The sequence below is a fragment of the Bacillus amyloliquefaciens DSM 7 = ATCC 23350 genome (genome assembly GCF_000196735.1).
GTDB lineage: Bacteria > Bacillota > Bacilli > Bacillales > Bacillaceae > Bacillus > Bacillus amyloliquefaciens.
The window spans coordinates 1639951-1665552 of record NC_014551.1 but is presented as its reverse complement, the minus strand read 5'-3'; the positions used below and the strand labels follow the sequence as shown (position 1 = coordinate 1665552).

The following is a 25602-nucleotide window of genomic DNA, read 5'->3' as shown; positions in this document are numbered from 1 at the left end:
ACCTCCAGACTACTCATCTGTTTTTTCTTCTTTTACTTCTTCTTCTATAAATGCGGCCACGTTTTGGCTCACCATTTCTCTCGCCTGGCGCACCGCGTGGTAAACAGCGCGTGCGTCAGAAGAGCCGTGCGCTTTAATCACAGGCGCTTTCAGTCCGAAAAGACTCGCTCCGCCGTACTCAGAATAGTCCATTTTCAGTTTCATTTCCATCAGCTTCGGCTTTAGCACTCCCGCTGCCAGCTTAGAAACAAAGCTTGACGTCAGTGTATCTTTCAGCATTTTGAAAATCGATAACGCTGAACCTTCCAATGTTTTCAGAGTGACGTTGCCCGTAAAGCCGTCTGTGACTATGACGTCAGCAGCGCCTTCCAGCAAGTCTCTCGCCTCAACGTTTCCGACAAAATTCACGTTTGTTTCTTTTAATAATTCAAACGTCTTTTTTGTCAGGTCGTTTCCTTTCTTTTCTTCTGTGCCGACATTTAACAAGCCGACGCGGGGCGAGCTGATTCCGAGAACCTGCCGTGCATATACAGATCCCATAATTCCGTACTGGACAAGGTGTTCCGGTTTGGCATCGACATTGGCTCCCACGTCCAAAAGAAGGAAACCGTCCCCTGATACGGTCGGAAGCGTCGGCGCAAGAGCCGGCCGGTCGATTCCTTTAATTCTGCCGACGATAAACAGTCCCGCTGTCATGAGAGCGCCCGTATTCCCCGCTGAGATGCAGGCGTCCGCTCTGTTTTCAGCCACTTCCTGCGCCATCAGCACCATAGAAGAGTTTTTCTTTCTGCGTACGGCGCGGACCGGTTCATCCGTCGGTTCAATCACTTCATCGGCGTGCAATACGGTGATGCGGTCTGATGTTGTTGGCAAGTGTGATTCTATCGTTGTCTTGTCACCGACCAGCGTAATATGAATATCGTCAAAAGCCTCAATACTCTTCATTACTCCGTCAATAACAGCTTTGGGTGCGTTGTCTCCTCCCATTGCATCTACAGCTATTCTCATGCATGCTCCACCTTTATGATTGTTTTGAACGGTACATGTCAAAGATGCCGGAGAACACGACTTCTTCTCCCACATAGCTGTTGACTTCAACTACCGTTCTGCCTTTTTCTTTTTCGACTGCCGTCACTTTGGCTTTCGCAACGACGCGCTCGCCTTCTTTCACCTGTCTTGTAAAGCGGATATTTGCGCTTGCGGTCAGCGCCAGCTCATCATCAATGACGGCTACGGCGAGTGAGTTCGCCTGCGCAAACAAATGATGCCCCCGCGCAATTTGATTGCGGCTGAAAACATGTTCGCGTCTTACTTCTAATATAGAAATGGCCTGGCCGTCAAGCTCCAGATCAATGATTTCACCGATCACTTCATCTAACGACAGTGATTTCACTTCATCATCAAGCGTTTGTTCTGCCACGTTTTTAATTCTTTCTCTCAGCTCCGGTATTGAGAGCTCCAAGCGGTCTAAGCGGATCGTCTGAATGCTGACGCCGAAATTCCCCGCTAATTCTTCATCTGTGATGAAGGGTGTCGATTTGATCGTCTGCTGCAATAATTTTTGGCGTTCTTTCTTGCTTCTTCTCATCTGTAAACACCATCCGGACAATTAAGACTAGGTACTAATAGTAGTATATAATTTCATAGATTGGAATGCAATGATTGTTTTTTGAAAGCCGCCCAATTTTGCAGAATCAGCTTAATTTCTCCCCTTCTAAGACACCGCTTGAGAGCAGTTGAGCGCGGAGCATGCGGTACTCGTCATCTTTCCAAAAAGCCTCTGATGACACCAGATTGGCCGCATCCTGGCGGGCCGTTTCCAAAGCTCTGTAGTCATGAACCATATCCGCCACCTTGAACTCGGGCATACCGCTCTGTTTTTTCCCGAAGAAATCGCCGGGACCGCGCAGCTCAAGGTCCTTTTCAGACAGTTCAAAGCCGTCGTTTGTCTCCGACATGATTCTCATCCGTTCTTTCCCGGTTTCGGATTTCGGATCGGCCATCAAGATGCAGAAAGACTGATGGTCTCCCCGTCCGACCCGGCCGCGGAGCTGATGGAGCTGAGACAGCCCGAAACGGTCGGCGTCATAGATGACCATAATCGTCGCATTCGGCACGTTCACCCCGACTTCTACGACAGTTGTTGACACAAGAACCTGACATTGATTGGCGCTGAATTCTCTCATCACCTGATCTTTTTCATCAGAATGGAGCTTCCCGTGCATCAGACCGACATTCCATTTGCCGCGGTAAACCTCAGACAGCATGTTATATACGTCAATCGCATTCTGAACATCCAGCTTATCCGACTCTTCAATGAGCGGGCAGATAATATAGGCCTGCCTTCCCTGCTTCAGCTCTTTTTCAATAAAAGCCAAAATCCGCTCCAGCATGTCGTGTTTCACCCAATACGTTTCGATTTGTTTTCGTCCCGCGGGCATTTCATCTATAACGGAAACATCCATTTCTCCGAAGACGGTAATGGCTAATGTTCTCGGTATCGGGGTGGCTGTCATAAACAGCACATCCGGGTCCTGGCCTTTATTCCTGAGTTTTTTGCGCTGGTCGACCCCGAACCGATGCTGCTCGTCCGTAATGACAAGGCTCAGCGCTTTAAATTCCACTTCATCCTGGATTAAAGCATGGGTCCCTACTAAAATATCAATTTCTCCGAGAGCAAGCCGCTCCAAAAGCTCTCTGCGCCGCTTTCCTTTAACAGAACTCGTCAAAAGCGCGATGTTCACATCTTCATTTGCAAATAACGATACGAGAGAGTCGGCATGCTGTTCGGCCAGAATTTCAGTCGGCACCATTAAAGCCCCCTGATACCCCGACAGGATCGCAGCGTACAAAGCGATGGCGGCGACGGCCGTTTTCCCTGACCCGACATCGCCTTGCAGCAGACGGTTCATACGGTAAGGAGATGTCAAATCAGCGGTAATTTCACGGAGCACGCGCATCTGTGCGTTCGTGAGCGAAAACGGAAGGCTGGCTGTAAAAGCGGCGAGCTTTTCAGCCGGAAACACATGGCTGATGCCTTTTGACTGTTCTCTTTCCGCTTTACGGAACGCCTGCATTTTCAGCTGAAATAATAAGAATTCTTCGTAAACAAACCTGCGTCTTGCCTGCTGTAACGATTCCCTCGTTTCCGGCTGGTGCATCGTCTGCAGGGCTTGTTTGTAATCAGGCAGCTTGTAACTGATTCTCAATTTTTCAGGAAGCGGATCGGCAATATTGTCCAAATGGTGCTTCAAAGCTTCCTTAATAAACCGCCTCATCATTTTAACGGTGACGTTTTCTTTAACGGAATAAACAGGCTCAATGCTTTTATCTTCTTGATGAGGCCCGTTTTTTAATTCCTGCACAGAAATGGTCTGCCTGTGTTTATCCCATTTCCCGGATATCGTGACGACAGAACCGAGCGTCAGTTTCTTTTTTAAGTACGGACGGTTAAAGCAGACCGCGGTAATTAAATAATTGCCGACAAGCACCCTGAATGTCAGCCTGTTTCGTTTTTTGCCGTAATAGGTAAGAGAAGGTTCTGAATGAACCTTCCCTTCTACTGTAACTCTTTCTTCATGTTTAACTTCTTCCAAATCCCTCAGCTCATAGTCATCATAACGGTAAGGGAAATAATTCAGAAGATCAGAAATGTCATAGATACCCAATTCTTGCAATGTTTTTTCTGTTTCCGGCCCAATGCCCTTAATCTCCGCTATACTAGTTTGCTGATGGTGTTTCACTTGATTTCAGCGCTCCTCCGAAAATTTTCTTCTCTAATTCTCTTCCCGTCGGTGTCGCGGCTAAACCGCCTTGTCCCGTTTCACGCAATGCTGTCGGCATCGTCTGGCCGATTTTGTACATCGCGTCAATTACTTCATCGCAAGGAATTCGGCTTGTAATTCCGGCCAGCGCCATATCTGCCGCGATCATTGCGTTGGATGCTCCCATTGCGTTTCGTTTGACACACGGCACTTCTACCAAGCCGGCGACCGGATCACATACGAGACCGAGCATATTTTTAAGCGTAATCGCCATTGCTTCTGCTGATTGCTGAGGCGTTCCGCCCGCCATTTCCACAATCGCAGCGGCCGCCATACCTGATGCTGATCCGACTTCCGCCTGACAGCCTCCGGCAGCTCCTGAAATACTCGCATTATTTGCTACGACAAAACCGAACGCTCCGGCCGTAAACAGAAATCGGATCATTTGTTCCGTCGTGGGGTTCAGCTTATGCTTTACGGCGAATAACGTTCCCGGCACAACCCCGGCAGAACCGGCGGTCGGCGTGGCGCAGATCGTTCCCATCGCCGCATTGACTTCATTTGTCGCCACAGCTTTAGAAACGGCGTCTAAAATCAGATTGCCTGACAGGCTTTTACCCGATTGGATGTATGCCTGAAGTTTCACGGCGTCTCCGCCTGTTAAACCGGTCTGGCTCGTGACACCCTTCAGCCCTTTTTCAACCGCAGCTTCCATGACGGAGAGATTACGCTCCATTCCTTGAAAGATTTCTTCCCGTGTTTTTTGCGTCACTTCCATCTCTTGAGTGATCATTACTTCTGAAATCGGAATCTGTTTTTCTTGAGTGATTTCTATTAATTCTTTTACATTACGAAACATGTCATTTTCCTCCTGACTTTTTAGTCAGCTATCTTAGTAACCTGTATAATATTCGGAAGTGTTGAAAGTTCGTCCAGCACTTCTTCTTCAATATTCTGATCGACTTCAATCGTCATCAGCGCAAGCTGTCCGACATCCTTGCGCGCCACTTCCATATGTCCGACGTTGATGGAGAATTTCGCAAGCACATTGGCAACGCCTGCAATCGTGCCGAATTTATCATTATGAACGACTAAAATAGCCGGATGGTTTCCGGAAAGACGCAGCTCAAAACCGTTAAGCTCCGTAATTTCTATTTTTCCGCCGCCGATTGAAATACCGGTAAGGGCAAGCTCCCCTTCATCATCAGAAATGACGATACGCGCCGTATTCGGATGAACGGGCACAGCATCCTCTGTGCGGAACTCTATATATATGCCCTTGTCTTCAGCAATTTGAATCGCTGTTTTAATCCGCTCATCAAATGTATCAAAATCAAGCAGGCCGCCGATAATCGCGACATCAGTGCCGTGGCCCTTATACGTTTCTGCAAATGATCCGTAAAAAGACACAACAATCCGGCGGGGCTCCCGCCTGAATAAGCTTCTGGCCACTCTGCCGATACGGGCGGCGCCTGCGGTATGTGAACTGGACGGACCGATCATTACCGGGCCGATAATATCAAAAACGCTTCTATATTTCATGCTGGTTTGTTCCTCCTTAACATCACTTGATTCAGCGCTTTTCTTTAGACTAATTGAACATTTATAAATTGGCAAGCAGGCGCACTGCCGCACTGCCGCAGGTAAATATAGGCATAAGAATAGAAGGGCCTGATAAGCCCTTCTATTCTGCCGCAATTATATATGGGTACAGAGGCTGTCTGCCGTTATGGATTTCAACCTCGATATCTTCACAGACGCTTGTAATATATTCTGCGAGTTTCTCAGCTTCTTCTTCCGGCGCGTCTTCTCCGTACAGGATGGTGACGATTTCATCTTCTTCCCCGATCATTTCATCCAGCAGCAATTTCGCCGCACTTATCCGATCTTCGGCGCTGCCGATAATCGAACTGTTTAAAATGCCGATAAAATCACCTTTTTTAATATCCTTTCCGTCAATATGGGTGTCTCTGACTGAATATGTCACCTGTCCGCTTTTCACATTCCGGATGGCCTCAAGCATATTGGCTTCATTTACATCAGCCGGCTGGTCAGGGTTAAACGCAAGCAGGGCGGTCATACCTTGCGGCACCGTTTTTGCCGGAATGACAATTACATTTTCTTCAGCCACACTCGCCGCTTGATTGGCAGCCATCACAATATTTGAATTGTTCGGAAGAATGAAAACCGTTTCCGCATTGACAGACTGAACGGCTTCCACAATATCTTCCGTGCTCGGATTCATTGTCTGGCCGCCTTCGATTACGTGTGAAGCGCCGATGCTCGTAAACAGTTCAGAAATGCCTTCTCCCATTGCCACGGTCACGATTCCAAAAGGCTTGCGGGCTTCTTTCATAACGCCGGCCGGCTTTTTTTCATCATGTTCTTGGCTGATAATGGAAGTATGCTGCTCCCTCATGTTTTCAATTTTGATTTTAATTAAATCGCCGTAACGCTGTGCAAGATTGAGCACGTTCCCGGGTTCTTCGGCATGAATGTGAACTTTCGCCAGCGTATCATCAGCTACAACCAGCAATGAATCGCCGTAACGGCTCAGTTCGTTTCTGAACGTTTCTTCCTTGAACGTCCGTTTATCTTGATCCAGCCTTACCATCACTTCCGTACAGAATCCGAATTCAATGTCTTCTGTACTCAGCATGCTCTGCGCGCTTTTATGATGCTCGGCATTCACCATATCATCCAGAGCCGGAAGAACCGCTTTTTTCGGTACGGACTCTCCTTTTAAGGAGGCCAAAAAGCCTTCATATACACAAAGCAGACCTTTTCCGCCGCTGTCAACGACACCGACGTCCTTTAAAACAGGCAGCAGGTCCGGCGTGCGGTTCAGCGACGCTTCCGCTTCTTCAATAACAGTCTCCATGACCGCAATGATATCGGTTTCTTCTTTGGCCGAGGCGACCGCTTTTTTAGCCGCATCCTTCGCCACGGTTAAAATCGTTCCTTCAACCGGTTTCATGACCGCCTTATATGCCATATCCACTCCCGCTTGGAGTGCAGCGGCAAATTCTTGGGCGTTTATTTCTTTTTTGTTTTCAATGCTCTTTGTGAAGCCTCTGAATAATTGGGACAAGATCACCCCTGAGTTTCCTCTCGCTCCCATAAGCAGGCCTTTTGACAGGGCGATGCCGACTTTGCCGATGTCAGGTGAGTCAAGGTGCTCTACCTCTCTTGCACCTGATGACATCGATAAATTCATGTTTGTTCCGGTATCGCCGTCCGGCACGGGAAACACATTCAGCGCATCCACCGCGGATGCGTTTTGAGACAATGTCTCAGCCCCCGCCAGAATCATTGCCGCAAAAGCTCTCCCATCTAAGTTTCGTCTAGACAATACTCATCCTCCTCACTACGGGTTCGTTACTCGTACGCCTTGGACATAAATATTTACAGAATCAACTGCAAGTCCGATTGTTTGATTTACTGTGTATTTTACCTTCGTCTGAACATTGTGAGCTACTTCGGATATTTTAGTGCCGTAGCTGACAATAATGTACATGTCGATATGTATTTGTTCTGATTCCTGACGGACATGTACGCCTCTTGCGAAGTTCTCTTTCCGGAGGATTTCAGACAAACCGTCTTTAATCTGGTTTTTGGAGGCCATCCCCACTATTCCGTAACAGTCAATGGCAGCGCCTCCGGCAACCATTGCGATGACTTCGTTGGATATATCAATCTGTCCGTATTTTGTCTTCATTTCAATGGACACACAGGTTCCTCCTTCAGGTGCATAGAGTTATCATTATTCTACTATATGTATCCCATTATGAAAAGAAAAGATACAGAAGCGGCGCTTCAGCGCGGGAGATGTGATTGGTTTTACATGTCAAGTGATTTTTCTTGAAAGTAAGGGAAACAATAGTTGCAAACGGTTTTTAGCTGTGGTAAATTATTTAAAGTATTGTATAACGAAAGCATCTGAGACACTATGTTTGAAAAGATGTTTCGCGCAGTTAGGAGGGAAACAAATGGCACGTAAATGTTTTATTACAGGTAAAAAAACAAAAGCCGGAAACAACCGTTCTCACGCAATGAACGCTTCTAAGCGTACTTGGGGCGCCAACCTTCAAAAGGTCCGCATCCTCGTTGACGGCAAACCTAAAAAAGTGTATGTATCTGCCCGGGCTTTAAAATCCGGTAAAGTTGAGCGTGTATAAGCAAAAATGAACGCCTGCCCTTTTATGCGGCAGGCGTTTTTTATGCGTTCAAAGAGGGCAATTCAGCTTCTTGGGCTTACTCTTTTCTAAATGAGCCCAGCATCGCCCGGACAATTCCTCCTAAAAACTTCGGCAATTTAATGGTATAAAATTTCATTTTGTCCCCTCCTATAAGTCCCGTATCCGCTGCGTTCATCACTTTAGGATTCATGGTTTTTTCCGCATATGGCAGAAGCCGCTTTTCTAATCCGCGCTCCTTACCATTATTAATATGCCTTTTGCAAACGAAAAAGTACCTCGTGAATGAATGAGTTCGTTACTAATACATAGTGTGGAACCCAGGGGAATATGACAATTATCCAGGGGATATTTAAAACCGATGAGTGTCAGGCCGTCTGCGGCTTCCGAAAACGGAATAAAAGAAATATAGCGTCTGCGCACTTTTTCTTCAATTGTATAGCGGCCGGGTTCGAACATCTGAATCTCATTCTGCCGGTCGATCAGCTTGACAACCGTATCCTTATTTAAAGCTTTATACAAAAGCTGAATGTTCCCTAAAAAGTGATCTGCTCTTCCGCCCGTCACACCGAATATCCGAATGTTCTCCGGTTCTTTTTGTAAAGCCCAGTCAAGAGCGAGTTCAAGATCGGTATAATCTTTTTCCGCCTGATACACATGGAGGGCCGGCGCCGCTTTTTGAATCTGCAGGAGCTCTTCTTCCGTAATGCTGTCAAAATCACCGAAAGCTTCCTGCGGAACGATTCCGGCCTCCAAAAGAGCGACCGTCCCTTTATCCACTCCGACCCACGTCGTATCTCCGTCTGTGTACTCGGACAGATCGGGAATAAACTCCCGAGGGCCGCCCGCAACGATATTGATTGTCTTCATATGTTTTCCTTTCCCTCTCAGACGCGAAAAGAGCCGGCGGCTTTCACCGGGCTCTTTATCAGCATGTTTATTCTGCGTTTCGGATCTCAGCGATGGCTTTTTTCCGATCCGGCTGATTATATACGGCGGACCCGGCAACAAGCAGATTAGCGCCCGCTTCAGCGCATAAAGGAGCTGTTTCTTTATTAACGCCCCCGTCCACCTCGATTAAAAGTTCAGAGAGGCCTTTCTCCTCTGCCATCTGTTTGACTTGACGGATTTTCGGAAGAACCGAGTGAATAAAGCGCTGACCTCCAAAACCGGGGTTCACCGTCATTAACAGCACAAGGTCCAACTCATCGATCACATGTTCAATGATTTGAACGGGCGTATGCGGATTGAGCACAACTCCCGCTTTTATCCCCTGCTCTTTTATCAATTGAATGGTCCGGTGAAGATGCGGACACGCCTCAGCGTGGACGGAAAGGATATCCGCACCGGCTTTTGCAAATGACGGGATGTAGCGGTCCGGGTTTTCAATCATAAGATGAACATCCAGCGGCAGATCAGTCACCGGACGGACGGCTTCAACGATAAGCGGTCCGATTGTAATGTTAGGGACGAAATGGCCATCCATGACATCAATATGGATATAGTCCGCTCCTCCTTTTTCCACGTCTTTAATTTCCTCGCCCAGTGAAGCAAAATCGGCGGAAAGAATTGATGGCGCAACCTTAATCATATTAATACCTCGGCTTTCTCTCTTTTATTTCCTGCATAAATTCTTTGTAATGCTCATAGCGGTACGGCTGAATGTCTCCTTCTTCCACCGCTTGCTTTACCGCGCATTTCGGCTCCTTCAGATGCAGACAGCCTCTGAATTTGCATGAGGCGCTTATTTCTCTGATCTCAGGGAACGTGCTGCCCAGCTCTTCTTCCTCAATGCCGGTGAATTCAAGTGAACTGAACCCCGGAGTATCCGCCACAAGACCGCCTGAGGTATGAATGAGCTCCACATGGCGTGTCGTATGTTTCCCGCGTCCTAAATGCGTGGAAATCTCGTTTGTTTTCAGCTCAAGCTCCGGACTGATCGCATTTAAAAGCGAAGATTTTCCGACTCCGGACTGCCCGGCAAACACCGTGGTTTTATTCGCGAAGTGTTTCACAATGCCTGTTAAGCCGCTGTTTTCTTTTGACGACGTCACATATACATCATAACCGATCGCCTGATAGTCTTTCACGTAAGAAAGAATCTTCTCTTTCGATTCTCCGTCTGAAGCTAAGTCCATTTTGGTTATGCAGATGATCGGGTGAATGGCGTTGGCTTCCACAAGAACGAGAAAACGGTCCAATAAGGACGTGCTGAACGCCGGCTGAACGGCGGAAAAGACGAGAACGGCCTGGTCGACATTTGATATCGGCGGCCTGACCAGCTCGTTTGTTCGTTCTTTGATTTCCAGCAGGTAGCCTTCTTTATCATTTTCAGCCTGATAAACGGCATAGTCGCCGACCAGAGGCGTTATTTTATTCTTTCTGAAAATGCCCCGTCCTCTGCATTGAATGATCTTGTCCTGTGATTCATCCAGGACGTAATAGAATCCGCTTAACGCTTTAATAATTTTGCCCTCAGGCATACGGTCCCTCCTTGTCAGTCATTATCTTTCGGGTATTCAATCGTTTTGTAGCTGACGACTTTATGATCGACCATCACTTGATAATACCCCTTCTGTCCCTGATCAATCTTCAGTTCAATTGTTTTTTCAGTCGGCTCTTTTATTTTAAACGAGTCATACGTATCAGAGATGCTGTGGTCTTTATCATCGATGGCGATTTGCACTTCGAGCTCGTCCCCTTCATGTTCGGGTTCGTAGGGGATGCTGATTTTTTCTTTTACCGTTTTCGCCGGTTTTTCTTCAGGCCCGAGCGAAAACGTTACTTCAACATCACTTCCCGGCTTAACCGCAGTGCCGGCTGCCGGCTCTTGCTTCATGACCTGTCCCTCAGGCACGTCATCTGAGTGAGCTTCCTTTTCAACAAGCTGCAGGCCGTTATCTTCAAGATACCCGGAAGCCGCTTCTTTACTGTATGTTTTTAAGTCTCTCAGCGTAACGTCCGCCGGTCCGAGGCTGACTGTTAAGCTGACTTTATCATCGCTTACGACCATGTCGGTTCCGGCTGATGGGTTCTGATCAATTACGGTGCCAGCCGCACTGTCATCGTTCTCTTCTTTTACATTGACATGTTTGAAGCCTTTATCCTTAAGCGTTTTTTTCGCATCATCGATCGGCCGGCCTTTCACGTCAATCAGCTGGGTTTTCGGTTTCCCGATGCTTTTGTACAGCTTTACAGAAGAGCCTTCTTTAACGGCAGAACCCGCTTTCGGATCAGTTTTGACCATTAATCCCTCTTCGATTTTTTCATCTTCAATGTCCGTCATATCAGGATCCGCTTGAAGGCCGTTCTTTTCAAGCAGGGCTTCCGCTTTTTCGTACTTCATGCCCCGTACATCGGGGACGCTTACCTCTTTGGGCATAAACAAAGACGGGAACACGGTGACTGCAAGAACAGCCGCCATTATGAAAATAAAGCAGACAGCCAGCAAAACCCACGGCCATTTCCGTTTCTTCTTTTTGGCGGACGGCTGTTCTTTATCATCCGTCTCTGCCGGCGTTTCCGCCTGAAGCGCGGCTATCGCACCGTCAGTAATAACGGGAATCGCTTTCGTCATTTCCTCATCATCCTGCACGGAGAATTTTTGTTCATTCAGCCTGCCGGCGTCAAAAGCCGTTCTGATGTCCGCTTCCATGTCCTCTGCGCTTTCATAGCGGTGAAACGGATCTTTGGCGGTTGCCTTTAAAATAATGTTTTCCACGCTCTGCGGAATGGAAGGGTTCCACTTTCTGGCGGAAGGCGTTTCTGCTTGCAGATGCTTTAACGCAATGCTGACGGCTGATTCTCCGTCAAAAGGCATTTTGCCTGTTAAAAGCTCAAACAGCACGATGCCGAGCGCGTAAATATCCGATTTTTTCGTTGCCAGACCGCCTCTCGCCTGCTCCGGAGACAAATAATGAACCGAGCCGAGCACAGAATTCGTATGTGTAATTGTCGTCGAAGTGAGGGCTGTGGCGATGCCGAAATCCGTCACCTTGATATGGCCTAAATGATCTATCAAAATATTGTGCGGTTTGATATCCCGGTGCACGATATGGTTATGATGGGCATGGGCGATGGCTGAAACGATCTGCTTCATAACAGACAGCGCTTCTTTCGGATGAAGCGGTCCGTGTGCGGTTATGTATTCCTTTAACGTCATGCCTTCCACATATTCCATGACAATATAATAAATGTCGCCTTCCTCCCCGATATCGTAAATACTGACGATATTCGGATGATCAAGGCTTGATGCCGACTGTGCTTCTCTTCTGAAACGCCTGATAAAATCAATGTCATTCACAAAGTCAAACCGCAGGATTTTAATTGCGACTTCACGTTCGAGAATGATGTCCTCAGCTAAAAAAACGTTCGCCATTCCGCCGCCGCCAATGGGCCGGAGGATATGATAACGCCCGCTGATCCGCTTGCCGGTTAGCACTTGTCTTCACCCTCTTTTGCATCTGCGGAAAGCTCAATCAATACAGCCGTGATGTTGTCCTCGCCGCCGTTTTGATTCGCTTTGCTGATGAGAAGGTCTACCTTTTCCTGAGGCGCAGATTCGGCTTGAAGCATTTGTTTGATCTCGTGATCTTCTATTTTATTTGACAGTCCGTCAGAGCATAAAAGCAGCTGATCGCCGTCAGAAAGCTCAAACGAACGGGCGTCGGGGCTGATGGTTTCATCAGTCCCCAGCGCTCTCGTCAGTACATTTTTCCGCGGATGATGCTCGGCGTCCTCTTTTGAAATTTCTCCCGTCTTGACCAGCTCATTCACAAGCGAATGGTCTTCAGTCAGCTGAGTGAATTCCCCGTCTTGAAGCAGGTAGCACCGGCTGTCTCCGATATGGGCGACAGTGACAAATTTCCCCGTGAATAAGGCGCAGACAACGGTTGTGCCCATTCCCCGGCATTCTTCATTCGCTTTAGCGTGGTCATATACCTTGGCATTCGCCTCATGAATCCGGTCTTTCAGCCAAACCTCGCAATCAGACGGCAGTGAAGGAACCGTTTCAGCCTGGTTCCACTGCTCTTCCATCGCTGCAACCGCCATCCTGCTCGCCACATCTCCGGCAAGGTGACCGCCCATGCCGTCGGCGACAACCGCAAGCACCGCTTCTTCTTTTGTGAAAATGCCCGCCGCATCTTCATTATGCTGGCGGACTTTACCTGTATCTGTTTTCAAGGCTGTAATCAACCTCTTCACCTCGTCTCGTCTTGACGCTCCTTCGCGCGAAGCTGACCGCAGGCCGCGTCAATGTCATGGCCTTGCTCTCTTCTGATCGTGACATTTACACCGCGGGATTTTAACGTTTTTTCGAATGCGAAAATCTGATCTCTCGGTGTGCGGACGTAATCCCGTTCAGGCACATAGTTTACAGGAATTAAGTTGACATGGCATTTAACGCCTTTTAACAGTTCTGCAAGCTCTTCTGCGTGTTCGACCTGATCATTTACGCCTCCGAACAAGCCGTATTCAAAGCTGATCCGTCTGCCTGTTTTCTCAATATAATATTTGACAGCTTCCATAAGGTCAGGAAGCTTATAAGCTTTGTTAATCGGCATCAGGCGGCTTCTGATCTCCGTATTCGGGGCATGCAGAGAAATCGCGAAATTGATCTGCATTTTTTGATCTGCGAAATCGTATATCTTCGGAATGATGCCGCTTGTGGAAACCGTAATATGACGCGCACCGATATTCAGCCCTTTATCATGGTTAATGATTTTTAAGAAAGCGAGCATTTCATTGAAATTATCAAACGGCTCTCCGATACCCATGATAACGACTGAACTGACGCGTTCATCCGTTTCATCAAGCGCCTTTTGCACTTTCACGACTTGAGCGACGATTTCTCCCGCTTCAAGATTCCGTTTCAATCCGCCGAGCGTTGACGCACAAAATGTGCAGCCGATGCGGCAGCCGACCTGTGTCGTTACACATACAGAATTGCCATACTCATGTCTCATTAAAACCGTTTCAATTGTATAACCGTCATGAAGCTCAAATAAAAATTTCATTGTGCCGTCTTGTGACGTCTGCTTTACAGCCGTTTTCATTGTTGTCATCACAAAATTGCTCTCGAGTTTTTCACGCAGGCTTTTTGAAAGGTTTGTCATTTCATCAAATGAAGACACCCGTTTTTCATACAGCCATTCAAAAATCTGTGCTGCGCGGAACGGTTTTTCGCCATTCTCGGTCAGCCATTGTTTGATTTCATCTAATTCAAAAGAGTAAATGGACGGCTGCTCAGTCCGCAGCTCTTTCCTTACGCTTGTCTTTTTTAATTGTGTCATTTTTTATCCCTTCTTTCTCATGCTGCTAATAAAGAAACCGTCTGTTCCGAAATAATGCGGAAGAATTTGAAGGCTTCCATCCTGAACAAAGGGTCTCGCCTTTTCAGGCAGCCGCTTTTCAAGAGACAAATCGGGTTCAAACTCAGGGTGTTCTTGTATAAACGCATGCATAACTTCTTCATTTTCTGTCCGATCCATTGTACACGTACTGTATACGAGTGTGCCACCTTTTTTTACTAATGGGGCGATTTCCCTTAAAATGCCGAGCTGGATCTCTGACAGCCGTCTGCTGTCCTCCGGCGTCTTCGTATATTTCATATCGGGTTTTCTTCTGATAACTCCGAAGCCTGAGCACGGGGCATCAACGAGAATCCGGTCAAACCGTTCTGCGCCAAAAGCGTCCCCCGCTTTCCTTGCATCCATCGTTTGCGCGTCGATGATCGTAAGTCCGAGCCGTTCTGCTCCCTCTTGAATCAGCTTCACTTTATGTCGGTGAAGATCAAGTGACGTCAGGCTGCCTTCGTTCTTCATCAGTTCCGCGATGTGAGCCGACTTTCCTCCCGGTGCGGCGCATGCGTCAAGCACGGTTTCCCCCGGTTTCGGATCCAGCGCCCGCGCGACAAGCATTGAGCTCTCATCCTGAATGGATACTTGCCCGTTTTGGAAAAATTCCGTGCTCGCGATGCTTCCTTTTAAAAGCTTAATCGCATCAGGAGAAAGGTCTCCGGCTTCCGCTTCCAGACCAGCATTCTCCATCTCATTCAGCAGCGTTTCCTTGTCAGCCTTGATCCGGTTGACACGGAGCGTCTGTTTCGGCGGAACGAGATGAATCCGGCAGATCTTTTCAGCCGTCTCAAAGCCGTACGCTTCGACCCACTCTTTTACGAGCCATTCGGGATGGCTCGTCTCTGTTGAAAGACGGAGAACCGGGTCTTCGATTTCAGCGAATGACGGCGCCCCCTCACGCTGCAGAGAGCGGAGGATGCCGTTGACAAAGGATGCGATGCCCTTATGCCCGCGTTTTTTGGCGATTTCAACCGCTTCATGGATGGCGGCGCGGTCCGGAATTTTTTCTAAATACTCCATTTGATATGCGGACAGACGCAGCAGCTGAATCACCCATGGCTTCACCTTATTCGGCTTGCGGATAAAAGGCTTCAGCATATAGTCTAAAGCGATTTTATTTTGCAGCGTTCCGTAGACAAGCTCTGTCAGCAGTCCTCGGTCCTGATCGCTGAGCGTGTTCGTTTTGATAACCGATGTAAGAAGCAGGTTGCTGTATGCCTGATTTTGCTCAAGCTTTTCAAGCGCTTCAAGGGCAAGCTCCCGGACATTAATTTTCTTCATCTGCTGCTCCTAACACGTCACCGGACTGCACATTTTTGCCTCTTACAAAATCCTCGCCCTTCATCCGTTTTTTTCCCGCCGGCTGCAGCTCTGTGATCAAAAGGGCGGTGCCGTTTCCTGATGCAACGACAATGCCGTTTTGCTCCGCACGGATGACAGTTCCCGGCGCTGCTTCAGTATTGGCCGCAACTTTTTCAGATGCCCACACTTTGATGTTTTGTCCGTTCAACGTTGTATAGGCGACAGGCCAAGGGTTTAAGCCTCTGATCTGGTTGTAAATGTCTTCTCCGGGCTTTGTCCAATCAATCCGCTCCTGCTCGCGCTTAATGTTAGGCGCGTAAGTCGCTTTTGATTCGTCCTGCCTGATCGGTTTAATATTTCCGGAAATGACGTTCGGAACGGTCTCTGACAAAAGCTTCGCCCCCGCTACGCTTAATTTGTCGTGGAGCGTGCCGACGTTATCTGTTTCATCAATTTCCACTTCGATTTTAGAAATCATATCGCCCGCATCAAGCTTTTCAACCATATACATGATCGTCACGCCCGTTTTCTTTTTGCCTTGAAGAATCGAATAATGTATCGGCGCTCCGCCTCTTAATTCAGGCAGAAGTGAAGCGTGCACGTTGATACAGCCGTATTTCGGGCCGTCCAGCAGCTGCTTGGGCAAAATCTGTCCGAATGCCGCCGTAACAATCAGGTCCGGCTTCAGGCTGAGCACTTTTTCTATTTCTTCTTCAAGCCTTACTTTTTCGGGCTGAAGCACGGGAATACCGTGGCGTTCAGCTTCAGCCTTTACAGGAGGAGGCGTCATGATTTTTTTTCTGCCTTTCGGGCGGTCAGGCTGCGTAACGACCCCTGCTACTTCATATCCGTCTTCAATAAGTGTGCGCAGCACGGGAACTGAAAAGTCGGGTGTTCCCATAAAAACGATCCTTGTCATCCAATCATCCTTCCATTTCTGCCAGTTCTTCTTCAGTGTAGTAAGCCGTGATTTTTGATGTGAATAAAATGCCTTCTAAATGATCCATTTCATGCTGGATGGCCCTGGCCAAAAAACCTTCCGCTTCTACAATAAACGGTTTTCCTTTACGGTCATAAGCTTTCACCTTTACGTAATCGGGGCGGGTGACCTCACCGTATACTCCCGGAAAGCTTAAGCAGCCCTCGACTCCGATCTGTTCACCGCTCTTTTCAAGAATGACCGGATTTACAAGATCGATCCGGCCGCTTTCTTCACCGATATCCACGACGGCCGCTCTTTTTAAAATGCCGATTTGCGGCGCGGCAAGGCCGACGCCATCCATTTCGAGCATCGTATCGTACATGTCATCAAGCAGTTTTTTTAATTTTTTATCAAACACTGTCACTTCTTCGGCAGGTGTTTCCAGAACCTCCGCCGGGTGTGTGACGATTTTTTTCACAGCCAAAATTTTGCCCTCCAAAACTAATGTTACATCAGCATGTACGGATTCATATCAATTGAAATCATTACATGCTTTTGCGCAATGTCGCGTTTATAATGCTCCAGAATTTTTTTCAACTGAATCTGCAACTCGTTTTCCTGTCTGTATTTTATCACGCATTGATAGCGATATCTATCTTTGATCCTGGCAATCGGGGAAGCCGCCGGCCCGAGAATTTTCGTGTCCGGTCCGCATCCCGCTCTTAAATAGTTTGTAATCTTTTCAGCGGTGACCGCGGCTTTTGCGGCTTCTTCATGAGAAACGGTCACCAGCGCCACGTAATAATAAGGCGGATATGACTGGGCCCGCCTGTGCGCCATCTCCTGCTGAAAGAAAGTTTCATAGTCATGCGTTTTCGTCAGCTGAATGCTGTAATGAGACGGTGTGTACGTTTGTATGACTACCGTTCCCGGCTTTTCATGCCGCCCGGCCCGTCCGCTTACCTGCGTCAACAGCTGAAATGTCTTCTCCGCCGCCCTGAAATCAGGGATGTGAAGCGTCGTATCTGCGCTTAATACTCCGACGAGCGTCACGTTCGGAAAATCAAGCCCTTTTGCGATCATTTGCGTACCGAGCAGGATATCCGCTTTTCCTTCACCGAAAGCTGACAATAGCTTTTCATGAGCGCCTTTTCTTGAGGTCGTGTCCACATCCATCCTGATCACGCGCGCCTGAGGCAGCACTTTGGTAAGCTCCTCCTCTACACGCTGCGTTCCCGTGCCGAAAAAGCGGATATGCTCACTGCCGCATTCCGGGCACGTTCCCGGAACAGGCTCCTCATGGCCGCAGTAATGGCATTTGAGCCTTTGTCCGTAGCGGTGATAGGTCATTGAAATGTCGCAATGCGGACATTGGGGCACATAACCGCAGTCCCGGCACATCACAAACGAAGAATATCCCCGTTTATTCAGAAAGAGAACGGCCTGCTCTTTTTTCGCAAGCTTCTCCTCCAGCTGTTCCATCAGCTCTTTTGAAAACATCGATCTGTTTCCGTTTCGCAGTTCTTCTCTCATATCAACGAGAGATACATCCGGCATGAGCTGGCGATTTACGCGGTGTTTCAGCGGGAGCAGCTCATAAACGCCTTTTTTCGCCCGTGCGAATGACTCCAATGTCGGCGTGGCGCTCCCGAGGACGACCGGACAGCTGTGATGCTCGGCCCTGCGTATGGCTACGTCTTTTGCATGGTACCGCGGCATTTCCTCCTGCTTATAGGAGGATTCGTGCTCTTCATCAATAATGATCATGCCGAGATTTTCAAATGGGGCAAAGATGGCCGACCTGGCTCCGACGACAAGCTTTACTTCCTTACGCTGAATTTTCCGCCATTCATCGTATTTTTCACCTGTGGACAATCCGCTGTGCATGACCGCAACCTGTGAACCGAAGCGGCCTTTAAAACGATTGACCATTTGCGGCGTCAATGAGATTTCCGGAACGAGCACGATGGCTTCTTTTCCTTTAGCCAGCACCTTTTCAATAGATTGCAGGTAAATTTCCGTTTTGCCGCTCCCTGTCACACCGTGAAGCAGAAAGACGTGATGAACATGATCGGCTACGGCCTTCTTAATCGGCTCAAAAGCGGCCTGTTGCTCTTCAGTAAGAGAGAGAGGTTCTGTTTTTTTGAACATTCTGTCCTGATAAGGATCGCGGTAAACCTCCTCAAAGCTTTCCGTAAGAAGCCCCTTTTTAAGAAGCGTTTTCAGCGTCGCTGAACTGGAATCGGTCTTTTGGCAAAGCTCAGCCGCGGAAATCTTTGCTCCACCGTCAATAAAATAAGTAAGCACGGCAAGCTGTTTAGAAGCCTGTTTTGTCAATGAATCTGCGTGCCGGGCGAGTTCTTCTTTGTCTGCCCCCGCCTCAATCATGCGGATCATTTTTTTATTCGTTTTCTGGGCGACTTTATAGGTGACATCAATGCTTCCTTTGCGCACGAATTTTTGCAGTGCCGAAAGAATGCGTTCATCGGTAATATCTGAGTACAGAAGGCTCTTCTGATTTCTGAAAAGCTGCCTGATGTCCGGTGTCAGCGCTTCTTCGTCAACGACTTTCAGCTCTTTCTCGTACTTCGCCTTCAGCGCGGCCGGCAGCATTGCCTGAAGCGCCGTGATTTTAAACGACAGCGTTTTGTCAGAAAGCCATGAAGACAGCTGCATCAGCTCTTCCGTCAAAACGGGTGTCAAATCAAGAAGCTTCTCGACTTCCTTCATTTGCCCGCCGTTTAATTCAGACGAATCTTTCAAACCGGTCACGAACCCTTGAAGCTTGCGCGGGCCGAACGGGACAATCACCCGCATGCCGACTTCGATCATCCCTCTTAAATGATCGGGAATTCTGTAATCAAAGGGCCTGTCAATGTTTTTGGAGCTGACATCGACAATGACTTCTGCCACATTCATACGGGTTTTTGGTCCTCTGCTTTCAAAGCGGTCATTTCCTTCAGCATTTCAAAGGAAACGTCAAGTTTAGACATAAGCGCAAGCTCCCGTTTTCTTCCGTCCCGGAAATAGAAGGTGACGACATTCGTATCTGTGCCAAACCCCGCTCCTTCGGCTTTCACATCATTCGCAACGATCATATCAAGGTTTTTCTGTTCGAGTTTTCTGCGCGCATAGCGTTCGACGTCTTGCGTTTCAGCCGCGAATCCGACCAGAAGCTGGTGTGTTTTCCGTTCGCCCAGTTCTTTCAGTATGTCTGCCGTACGGTTGAATTCGATCACGAGTGAACCGTCTTTCTTCTTCATTTTGTGATCAGAAACAGACGCCGGCGTAAAATCGGCCACTGCCGCCGTCTTAATCACGATGTCGCATGAATCAAACACAGAAAGCACGGCTTCTCTCATATCTGCTGCTGATTGCACGGGAAGGAACTGATACAGCCCCCGAGGCGGCTCTAATGACACAGGGCCTGAAATCAGCGTCACCCGCGCACCGAGACGGACGGCAGCTTCGGCAGCGGCATAGCCCATTTTGCCGGTGGATTTATTTGTGAAAAAGCGGACGGGGTCCACGGCTTCGCGCGTCGGGCCAGCCGTAATGACAATATGTTTTCCTTTCAGCGGCGCATCGTCTTCAGGTTCCTTAAAATGCTCTCTGACACGCTCAACAATAAGCTCCGGCTCCTCTAATCTTCCTTTGCCGACATATCCGCATGCCAAATAGCCTTCACTCGGCTCGATAAAGCGGACGCCGTCCTGATAAAGCACGGAGATGTTCCGCTTCACCGCCGGATGATCATACATATGGACATTCATCGCAGGCGCCACCCAGACCGGGGCCTCCGCTGCCAGCACCGTCGTTGTGAGCATATCGTCAGCAATTCCGTTGGCAAGCTTGCCGATGACGTTTGCCGTAGCGGGCGCGACAATAATTAAATCCGCCCAGTCAGCGGCATCTATATGCGAAATAACTTTCGGATTTTGTTCTTTAAATGTATCTGTATACACTTCATTCCGGCTCAGCGCCTGAAATGTCAGCGGAGAAACAAACTCACGCGCGGACTCAGTCATAATCACTTTTACGTTCGCACCGGCCTGAACCAGTTTGCTCGTAAGCGCAGAAGCTTTATAAACGGCAATCCCTCCGCTGACGCATAGCAGAATGTTTCGGTTTTTCATGAAGTCTTCTCCCCTTTATGAAAGCATTGGACAAATTCCAAACGGAAAAAAATAACAACCTATGTAGAGATAGGTTGCTACGTGTGCTGGTTATTCGCTGTCTTCTCTTTCAAACGAAAGCAGGCCCGCGTCAATTTCTTCCAAAGCTTTGCCTACATATTTGTGAGAAATAGTATGTTCAATCTGCTGGTCTTTTTTGATCTGCATTTCGCGCGCGCGTCTTGCAGACACAGTCACCAGCGTATATTTAGAATCTAATTTATTCATTAAAGAGTCAATTGACGGATCTAACATAAGTTATTCTACCTCCAGCATTTTCTTATATCTCGGAGCAACGCGTTCACGCTTTAAGTGCTCGGCGAGAACAATTGCGTTAATCTTATCACAAGCCGTTTGGATGTCATCGTTTTCCACGACATAATCATACGCGTCCATCATTTCGATTTCAGCTTTGGCGGCCTTCATTCTGTTTTCAATTAAATCGTCGGTTTCAGTTCCTCTTGTCACGATTCTGTTTTTCAGCTCAGAAAGACTCGGCGGCGCTAAGAAGATAAACAGGCCTTCCGGAAATGCATTCCGCACTTGGAGCGCGCCCTGCACTTCAATCTCTAAGAAGACGTCTTTTCCTTCTTGAAGCGTCTGTTCGACATAATCGACGGGCGTTCCGTAATAGTTGCCGACATATTCCGCCCACTCAAGCAGTTTGTTGTTTTCAATCATGCGTTCGAATTCATCTCTTGATTTAAAGAAATAATCGACGCCGTCGACCTCGCCCTCTCTCGGGTTTCTCGTCGTGACTGAAATTGAGTATTCAAATTTCGTGTCTTCTTGTGAAAATATTGCTTGCCGAACCGTTCCTTTTCCAACTCCTGAGGGACCTGAGAGAACGATTAATAACCCTCTTTCTTTCATGCGGCAATTACCCCTGCCCTTCATCCATAATTTCTTCTTTCACAGAAAGTCTGTGTGCAACTGTCTCAGGCTGGACGGCAGATAAGATAATGTGATCACTATCCATGACGACAACTGCACGGGTTCTTCGTCCGTATGTAGCGTCTATTAGCATTCCGCGGTCTCTTGCATCCTGAATCATTCGCTTTATTGGCGCAGACTCCGGGCTGACAATCGAAATCATCCGATTGGCGGAGATGATATTGCCAAATCCGATATTAATCAGTTTAATCGTCATCTTCTACGTTCCCCCTGTAAAATAGACGTCTCTAGTGTAACCCGAAGAGACCGTCTGTAAACAATACGCACAGTCGCTATTCTATATTTTGCACTTGTTCCTTCAATTTTTCAATAGAACTTTTCATTTCCACGACAAGCTTTGTGATTTGATGATCATTGGCTTTTGAGCCGATCGTGTTCGCTTCGCGGTTAAGCTCCTGCACGAGGAAATCAAGTTTGCGTCCGACTGCCCCGCCTTCTTTTAATATATCACGGAATTGAACAAAATGGCTCTTCAATCTGGTAATTTCTTCCGTAATATCGGAACGGTCGGCGAAAATGGCGCATTCCGTGACCAGCCTGCTTTCATCGAGTGCGTCCTCCGTCCATTCCTTCATGCGGGCGTAAAGACGCTCGCGGTAATGAATAACAACGGCCGAAGCGCGGTCTTTCACCTGTTCGGACAGCGTCTCAAGCCGCCCAATGTGCAGAAAACAGTCTTCCGCCAAAAGCCGGCCTTCTTTTTCCCTCATGTCACAAAGTTCCTTTACCGCAAGTTCAGCGGCTTCCCTGATGACTTCTTCAAGCTTGTCATCACGCATCTGCTCTTCGTGAATCTGCGCAATATGTTCAAATGTAAAGAAATCCATTGCATCGGGTTCTGCGGCCAGACTGTAGCGCTCTTTCATGACACGTGCGGCGCTCACATATTCATCAAGGAGCTCCCAATCAATTTTCAGGCTTCTTTTTATGAGCGCGTCACTGTTTACAGTGAGAAACAGCTCTACTCTTCCGCGCTGTATATGCTGCAATATCATTTGTTTCAGCTTATCCTCTACATATAGCAAAGGCCGTGGCAGACGGGCGTTCACTTCTTTGAACCGGTAATTGACGGATTTCAATTCAACGGTTGCCGAGAGATCGCCTTTTGTGCTGCTTGCGCTGCCGAAGCCTGTCATACTCCGTATCATATGAAACACCCAATTCTTTCCCGTTATCAAAATAAAAGGGCAATAGACATGCTATTACCCCTAAGATTATATCATATGGAATTATTTTTTTCTTGTCAAAAGTGAACCCGCCAGCAAAAAAGTAGGTATGCCCGACATACCGACAATAAGCATCCAATCGCCCGGCGTAATCGGCACTGTTTTGAAAATAGGCTGCAGCGGCGGATAATAGATGACGATGACCATCAGGAAAATAGAAGAAACGATGGCGCCGAGCAGATAGATATTTTCAAACGGATTCCGGGAAAAAACAGATGTTTCGCTCCGGCAGTCAAACACGTGTATAAGCTGAGCCAGGACAAGAGTCGCGAATGCGACGGTCTGTGCATACGGCAGATTTTCAGGGTTGCGGTGATAGACGATGATAAACGCTAAAATGGTTGCGGCTCCTATCAAAAACCCTCTTGAGACGACTTTCCAGCCCAGTTTTCTCGCAAATACCCCTTCTTTCGGATGCCGCGGCTTCCGCCTCATCAGGTCATCTTCCGGCTGATCCATACCGAGCGCCATCGCCGGCAGCCCGTCAGTGACTAAGTTCACCCACAAGATCTGAATCGGAACGAGCGGCAACGGCAGAGCGAGAAGCATCGCAAACAGCATGACTAAAATTTCACCGACGTTGGAGGCGAGCAAATACCGGACGAATTTTCTTATATTTTCATAGATATTTCTCCCCTCTTTTATGGCTGATTTAATTGTGGCGAAGTTATCATCTACAAGAATGAGAGAGGAGGCTTCCTTCGCCACATCCGTTCCCGTCACGCCCATGGCAACGCCGATATCAGCCTGCTTTATGGCCGGCGCGTCATTTACCCCGTCACCCGTCATAGCGACGACGTGTCCGTTTTCCTGGAACGCTTTGACGATTTTCAATTTATGTTCAGGTGACACGCGGGCGAATACGTAGACATCATCAACCGTCTCGATAAGCTCTTTCTCCGAAAGCTTATTCAGCGTCTTGCCGTCCATCACACGTCCTTTTTTCGGAAGAAGCCGCAAATCTTTTGCAATGGCCTTTGCCGTTTCGACGTGATCACCTGTAATCATTACCGTTTTAATGCCTGCTTCACGGCATTCTTTAATGGCCTGTCTGACCTCCGGACGCGGCGGATCAATCATGCCTGACAAACCGAGCATCGTCAGATTTTTTTCCGCCTGCTCCATTGTCGGCTTTTCGCCGGACTTAAGCGGTTTATAAGCAATCGCGATCGTCCGGAGGGCTTGCGATGCCAGCTCTTTCAGAATCGTTTCTGTTTCTGTTTTCATTTCTCCTGAAAAAGGCGCGCTTCTGCCGCCGTGCATCATATGTGACGAACGGTCAATCAGCACATCGGGCGCTCCTTTGGTGATGACGAACTGCTTTTTTTCTTTATCTTCTACGATGACGGTCATCATTTTGCGGACGGAGTCAAACGGAAACTCGGCAACCACCCGGTATTGTTCACTGAGCCAGTCGTTTGAATAGCCGCCTTTTCTCGCAGCCGTCAGCAGCGCACCTTCTGTCGGATCGCCGTCAAGCACATAATGGCCGTCTTTCAGTTCAATTTCTGACGTATTGCATAATGCGCCGAACACCAGCATCTGTTCAAGAATCTTCTCATCTTTCGGCTTGATTTCCCGCTCATCACACGTGAACTCACCCGCTGGCTCATAGCCGATGCCTGACACTTTAAATGTTTTTCCGCCTGACCACATATGGGTGACGGTCATTTTGTTTTGTGTCAGCGTGCCAGTTTTGTCAGAACAAATGACAGAGGCGCATCCCAATGTTTCAACTGCCGGGAGCTTTCTGACAATTGATTTTTGTTTAATCATGCGCTGGACGCCGATTGATAACGCCACCGTGACAATAGCGGGAAGCCCTTCCGGAATCGCGGCGACCGCCAATGACACCCCGGCCAAAAACATACTGTAAAGCTCATGTCCCTGTAAAACGCCGACTGCAACGACCAATACCGTCAAAAGCAGCGCGATGATAATTAAAATTTTGCCGAGCTCTTCAAGTCTTCGCTGCAGCGGTGTTGAAAGGTTGCCTGCGGATTCCAGCATATCGGCGATTTTCCCCATTGCCGTATTCATTCCTGTACCGACGACGACGCCGACACCGCTGCCGCGCGTCACGATCGTACCCATAAACGCCATATTATTGATATCGCCTAAAGAAACATCCGGCTTTCTCAGCTTATCAGCTTGTTTGACAACCGGAATTGATTCCCCGGTCAGCGCCGATTCTTCAATTTCAAGGCTCTTCGCTTCAACGATTCGTACATCCGCGCCAATCCGGTCGCCGCTTGTAAATTTCACGATATCGCCGGGAACGAGCTCCTTGGACTGAATTTTCTTCCAGCTCCCGTCCCGTAATGCTGACACATACGGCGTTGACAGCTCTTTTAATGCATGTAAAGACTTTTCCGCCCGCCTCTCTTGGAAAAAACCGAGCACCCCATTGACAAATACAATCGCCATAATAGCTACGGCATCTACATATTCGCCTAAAAACCCGGAAATTAAGGTTGCCACCAGCAGCACGAGCACCATAAAATCCTTAAATTGGGCGAAAAACACGACGATCGCCGGTGTCCTCTTGCCCTCCTGAAGCTCGTTCGGTCCGTGCTTTTCAAGGCGTTTTTTCACCTCTTTTTCGGTCAATCCCTGTTTAATGGACGTATTTGTTGCTTTCAGTAAATCGGTTTGTCCCATTTCATGAAACTTCATTCTTCTCGTCCACTCCCCCTGCTCGCTT

General features: G+C 48.1%; 25 protein-coding genes. 1 reads left to right on the top strand and 24 read right to left on the bottom strand.

Translation table 11 applies throughout. The features are described from left to right. Positions 1 to 9: 9 nt before the first annotated feature. The 7 genes from plsX to BAMF_RS28915 all read right to left on the bottom strand — a co-directional run bounded on the left by plsX (position 10) and on the right by BAMF_RS28915 (position 7494). Positions 10 to 1008 carry a phosphate acyltransferase PlsX gene (gene plsX, locus BAMF_RS28945; RefSeq protein WP_013352230.1) on the bottom strand — a complete coding sequence of 333 codons (999 nt, stop codon included), beginning with the start codon at positions 1006 to 1008 and terminating at the stop codon, positions 10 to 12. A gap of 13 nt (positions 1009 to 1021) precedes the next feature. Continuing rightward, complete coding sequence (fapR, locus tag BAMF_RS28940) at positions 1022 to 1588, bottom strand: transcription factor FapR (RefSeq protein ID WP_013352229.1); 567 nt, start codon at positions 1586 to 1588, stop codon at positions 1022 to 1024. A gap of 106 nt (positions 1589 to 1694) precedes the next feature. Beyond that, positions 1695 to 3743, bottom strand: a complete 2049-nt coding sequence (gene recG, locus BAMF_RS28935; RefSeq protein WP_013352228.1) for an ATP-dependent DNA helicase RecG — start codon at positions 3741 to 3743, stop codon at positions 1695 to 1697. Then, entirely contained in the window at positions 3721 to 4623 is a 903-nt protein-coding gene (gene sdaAA / locus BAMF_RS28930) for an L-serine ammonia-lyase, iron-sulfur-dependent, subunit alpha (protein WP_013352227.1), read from the bottom strand. The genes recG and sdaAA overlap by 23 nt, the downstream gene beginning before the upstream one ends. Before the next feature lie 20 nt (positions 4624 to 4643). Further along, the gene (gene sdaAB, locus BAMF_RS28925) at positions 4644 to 5306 is read right to left on the bottom strand and encodes an L-serine ammonia-lyase, iron-sulfur-dependent subunit beta (RefSeq protein WP_013352226.1); all 663 of its coding nucleotides are present in this window, start codon (positions 5304 to 5306) and stop codon (positions 4644 to 4646) included. 142 nt (positions 5307 to 5448) lie between these two features. After that, positions 5449 to 7116 (bottom strand): DAK2 domain-containing protein, encoded by a 1668-nt coding sequence (locus BAMF_RS28920; protein ID WP_013352225.1) that lies wholly within the window; start codon positions 7114 to 7116, stop codon positions 5449 to 5451. Between the two features lie 15 nt (positions 7117 to 7131). Next, positions 7132 to 7494, bottom strand: coding sequence for an Asp23/Gls24 family envelope stress response protein (locus BAMF_RS28915; protein ID WP_013352224.1), 363 nt, complete (start codon positions 7492 to 7494; stop codon positions 7132 to 7134). 259 nt (positions 7495 to 7753) lie between these two features. On the opposite strand from BAMF_RS28915, the gene rpmB reads away from it, so the two are divergent. After that, positions 7754 to 7942, top strand: a complete 189-nt coding sequence (gene rpmB, locus BAMF_RS28910) for a 50S ribosomal protein L28 (RefSeq protein ID WP_003154328.1) — start codon at positions 7754 to 7756, stop codon at positions 7940 to 7942. Positions 7943 to 8018: 76 nt separating this feature from the next. Here the strand turns inward: rpmB and spoVM are convergent, their stop codons facing one another. From spoVM to BAMF_RS28825, 17 genes are all read right to left on the bottom strand, one after another. Continuing rightward, positions 8019 to 8099 carry a stage V sporulation protein SpoVM gene (gene spoVM, locus BAMF_RS28905; RefSeq protein WP_003154329.1) on the bottom strand — a complete coding sequence of 27 codons (81 nt, stop codon included), beginning with the start codon at positions 8097 to 8099 and terminating at the stop codon, positions 8019 to 8021. An 86-nt stretch (positions 8100 to 8185) separates the two neighbouring features. Beyond that, positions 8186 to 8830, bottom strand: coding sequence for a thiamine diphosphokinase (locus BAMF_RS28900; RefSeq protein WP_013352223.1), 645 nt, complete (start codon positions 8828 to 8830; stop codon positions 8186 to 8188). Between the two features lie 67 nt (positions 8831 to 8897). Beyond that, on the bottom strand, positions 8898 to 9551 hold the full coding sequence (gene rpe / locus BAMF_RS28895; protein ID WP_013352222.1) for a ribulose-phosphate 3-epimerase: 654 nt from the start codon (positions 9549 to 9551) through the stop codon (positions 8898 to 8900). Position 9552: 1 nt separating this feature from the next. Beyond that, complete coding sequence (gene rsgA, locus BAMF_RS28890; RefSeq protein WP_013352221.1) at positions 9553 to 10443, bottom strand: ribosome small subunit-dependent GTPase A; 891 nt, start codon at positions 10441 to 10443, stop codon at positions 9553 to 9555. Positions 10444 to 10457: 14 nt separating this feature from the next. Continuing rightward, entirely contained in the window at positions 10458 to 12401 is a 1944-nt protein-coding gene (gene pknB / locus BAMF_RS28885) for a Stk1 family PASTA domain-containing Ser/Thr kinase (protein ID WP_013352220.1), read from the bottom strand. Continuing rightward, on the bottom strand, positions 12395 to 13156 hold the full coding sequence (locus BAMF_RS28880; RefSeq protein WP_013352219.1) for a Stp1/IreP family PP2C-type Ser/Thr phosphatase: 762 nt from the start codon (positions 13154 to 13156) through the stop codon (positions 12395 to 12397). Before BAMF_RS28880 ends, pknB begins: the two co-directional genes overlap by 7 nt. Positions 13157 to 13161: 5 nt before the next feature. Beyond that, a complete protein-coding gene (gene rlmN / locus BAMF_RS28875) occupies positions 13162 to 14253 on the bottom strand; it encodes a dual-specificity RNA methyltransferase RlmN (RefSeq protein ID WP_013352218.1) in 1092 nt (363 codons plus the stop codon). A gap of 3 nt (positions 14254 to 14256) precedes the next feature. Further along, a complete protein-coding gene (gene rsmB / locus BAMF_RS28870) occupies positions 14257 to 15600 on the bottom strand; it encodes a 16S rRNA (cytosine(967)-C(5))-methyltransferase RsmB (RefSeq protein ID WP_013352217.1) in 1344 nt (447 codons plus the stop codon). Then, a complete protein-coding gene (gene fmt / locus BAMF_RS28865; RefSeq protein WP_013352216.1) occupies positions 15587 to 16540 on the bottom strand; it encodes a methionyl-tRNA formyltransferase in 954 nt (317 codons plus the stop codon). Before fmt ends, rsmB begins: the two co-directional genes overlap by 14 nt. 4 nt (positions 16541 to 16544) lie before the next feature. Then, positions 16545 to 17027 (bottom strand): peptide deformylase, encoded by a 483-nt coding sequence (def, locus tag BAMF_RS28860; RefSeq protein WP_013352215.1) that lies wholly within the window; start codon positions 17025 to 17027, stop codon positions 16545 to 16547. Between the two features lie 23 nt (positions 17028 to 17050). Further along, the gene (gene priA / locus BAMF_RS28855) at positions 17051 to 19462 is read right to left on the bottom strand and encodes a primosomal protein N' (RefSeq protein ID WP_013352214.1); all 2412 of its coding nucleotides are present in this window, start codon (positions 19460 to 19462) and stop codon (positions 17051 to 17053) included. Beyond that, positions 19459 to 20679 carry a bifunctional phosphopantothenoylcysteine decarboxylase/phosphopantothenate--cysteine ligase CoaBC gene (gene coaBC, locus BAMF_RS28850; protein WP_013352213.1) on the bottom strand — a complete coding sequence of 407 codons (1221 nt, stop codon included), beginning with the start codon at positions 20677 to 20679 and terminating at the stop codon, positions 19459 to 19461. The genes priA and coaBC overlap by 4 nt, the downstream gene beginning before the upstream one ends. A gap of 90 nt (positions 20680 to 20769) precedes the next feature. Continuing rightward, positions 20770 to 20973: a DNA-directed RNA polymerase subunit omega gene (rpoZ, locus tag BAMF_RS28845; protein WP_003154346.1), complete on the bottom strand. Its 204-nt coding sequence runs from the start codon at positions 20971 to 20973 to the stop codon at positions 20770 to 20772. 3 nt (positions 20974 to 20976) lie between these two features. Continuing rightward, positions 20977 to 21591: a guanylate kinase gene (gene gmk / locus BAMF_RS28840; RefSeq protein WP_013352212.1), complete on the bottom strand. Its 615-nt coding sequence runs from the start codon at positions 21589 to 21591 to the stop codon at positions 20977 to 20979. A 7-nt stretch (positions 21592 to 21598) separates the two neighbouring features. Beyond that, positions 21599 to 21868, bottom strand: coding sequence for an extracellular matrix/biofilm regulator RemA (gene remA / locus BAMF_RS28835; RefSeq protein WP_003154355.1), 270 nt, complete (start codon positions 21866 to 21868; stop codon positions 21599 to 21601). A 76-nt stretch (positions 21869 to 21944) separates the two neighbouring features. Further along, positions 21945 to 22820 (bottom strand): YicC/YloC family endoribonuclease, encoded by an 876-nt coding sequence (locus BAMF_RS28830; protein ID WP_013352211.1) that lies wholly within the window; start codon positions 22818 to 22820, stop codon positions 21945 to 21947. Between the two features lie 81 nt (positions 22821 to 22901). Continuing rightward, positions 22902 to 25574, bottom strand: a complete 2673-nt coding sequence (locus tag BAMF_RS28825) for a calcium-translocating P-type ATPase, SERCA-type (protein WP_013352210.1) — start codon at positions 25572 to 25574, stop codon at positions 22902 to 22904. Positions 25575 to 25602 lie beyond the last annotated feature (28 nt).

Coding starts and splice junctions, on each gene's coding strand:
- BAMF_RS28900 (WP_013352223.1), bottom strand. CDS start 8,830: ATGAAGACAATCAATATCGTTGCGGGCGGCCCTCGGGAGTTTATTCCC.
- rsgA (WP_013352221.1), bottom strand. CDS start 10,443: ATGCCTGAGGGCAAAATTATTAAAGCGTTAAGCGGATTCTATTACGTC.
- rsmB (WP_013352217.1), bottom strand. CDS start 15,600: ATGAAGAAAATTAATGTCCGGGAGCTTGCCCTTGAAGCGCTTGAAAAG.
- BAMF_RS28825 (WP_013352210.1), bottom strand. CDS start 25,574: ATGAAGTTTCATGAAATGGGACAAACCGATTTACTGAAAGCAACAAAT.
- plsX (WP_013352230.1), bottom strand. CDS start 1,008: ATGAGAATAGCTGTAGATGCAATGGGAGGAGACAACGCACCCAAAGCT.
- sdaAA (WP_013352227.1), bottom strand. CDS start 4,623: ATGTTTCGTAATGTAAAAGAATTAATAGAAATCACTCAAGAAAAACAG.
- rlmN (WP_013352218.1), bottom strand. CDS start 14,253: ATGACACAATTAAAAAAGACAAGCGTAAGGAAAGAGCTGCGGACTGAG.
- gmk (WP_013352212.1), bottom strand. CDS start 21,591: ATGAAAGAAAGAGGGTTATTAATCGTTCTCTCAGGTCCCTCAGGAGTT.
- spoVM (WP_003154329.1), bottom strand. CDS start 8,099: ATGAAATTTTATACCATTAAATTGCCGAAGTTTTTAGGAGGAATTGTC.
- fapR (WP_013352229.1), bottom strand. CDS start 1,588: ATGAGAAGAAGCAAGAAAGAACGCCAAAAATTATTGCAGCAGACGATC.
- sdaAB (WP_013352226.1), bottom strand. CDS start 5,306: ATGAAATATAGAAGCGTTTTTGATATTATCGGCCCGGTAATGATCGGT.
- coaBC (WP_013352213.1), bottom strand. CDS start 20,679: ATGAAAAACCGAAACATTCTGCTATGCGTCAGCGGAGGGATTGCCGTT.
- BAMF_RS28830 (WP_013352211.1), bottom strand. CDS start 22,820: ATGATACGGAGTATGACAGGCTTCGGCAGCGCAAGCAGCACAAAAGGC.
- rpe (WP_013352222.1), bottom strand. CDS start 9,551: ATGATTAAGGTTGCGCCATCAATTCTTTCCGCCGATTTTGCTTCACTG.
- remA (WP_003154355.1), bottom strand. CDS start 21,868: ATGACGATTAAACTGATTAATATCGGATTTGGCAATATCATCTCCGCC.
- rpoZ (WP_003154346.1), bottom strand. CDS start 20,973: ATGTTAGATCCGTCAATTGACTCTTTAATGAATAAATTAGATTCTAAA.
- fmt (WP_013352216.1), bottom strand. CDS start 16,540: ATGACAAGGATCGTTTTTATGGGAACACCCGACTTTTCAGTTCCCGTG.
- rpmB (WP_003154328.1), top strand. CDS start 7,754: ATGGCACGTAAATGTTTTATTACAGGTAAAAAAACAAAAGCCGGAAAC.
- priA (WP_013352214.1), bottom strand. CDS start 19,462: ATGAATGTGGCAGAAGTCATTGTCGATGTCAGCTCCAAAAACATTGAC.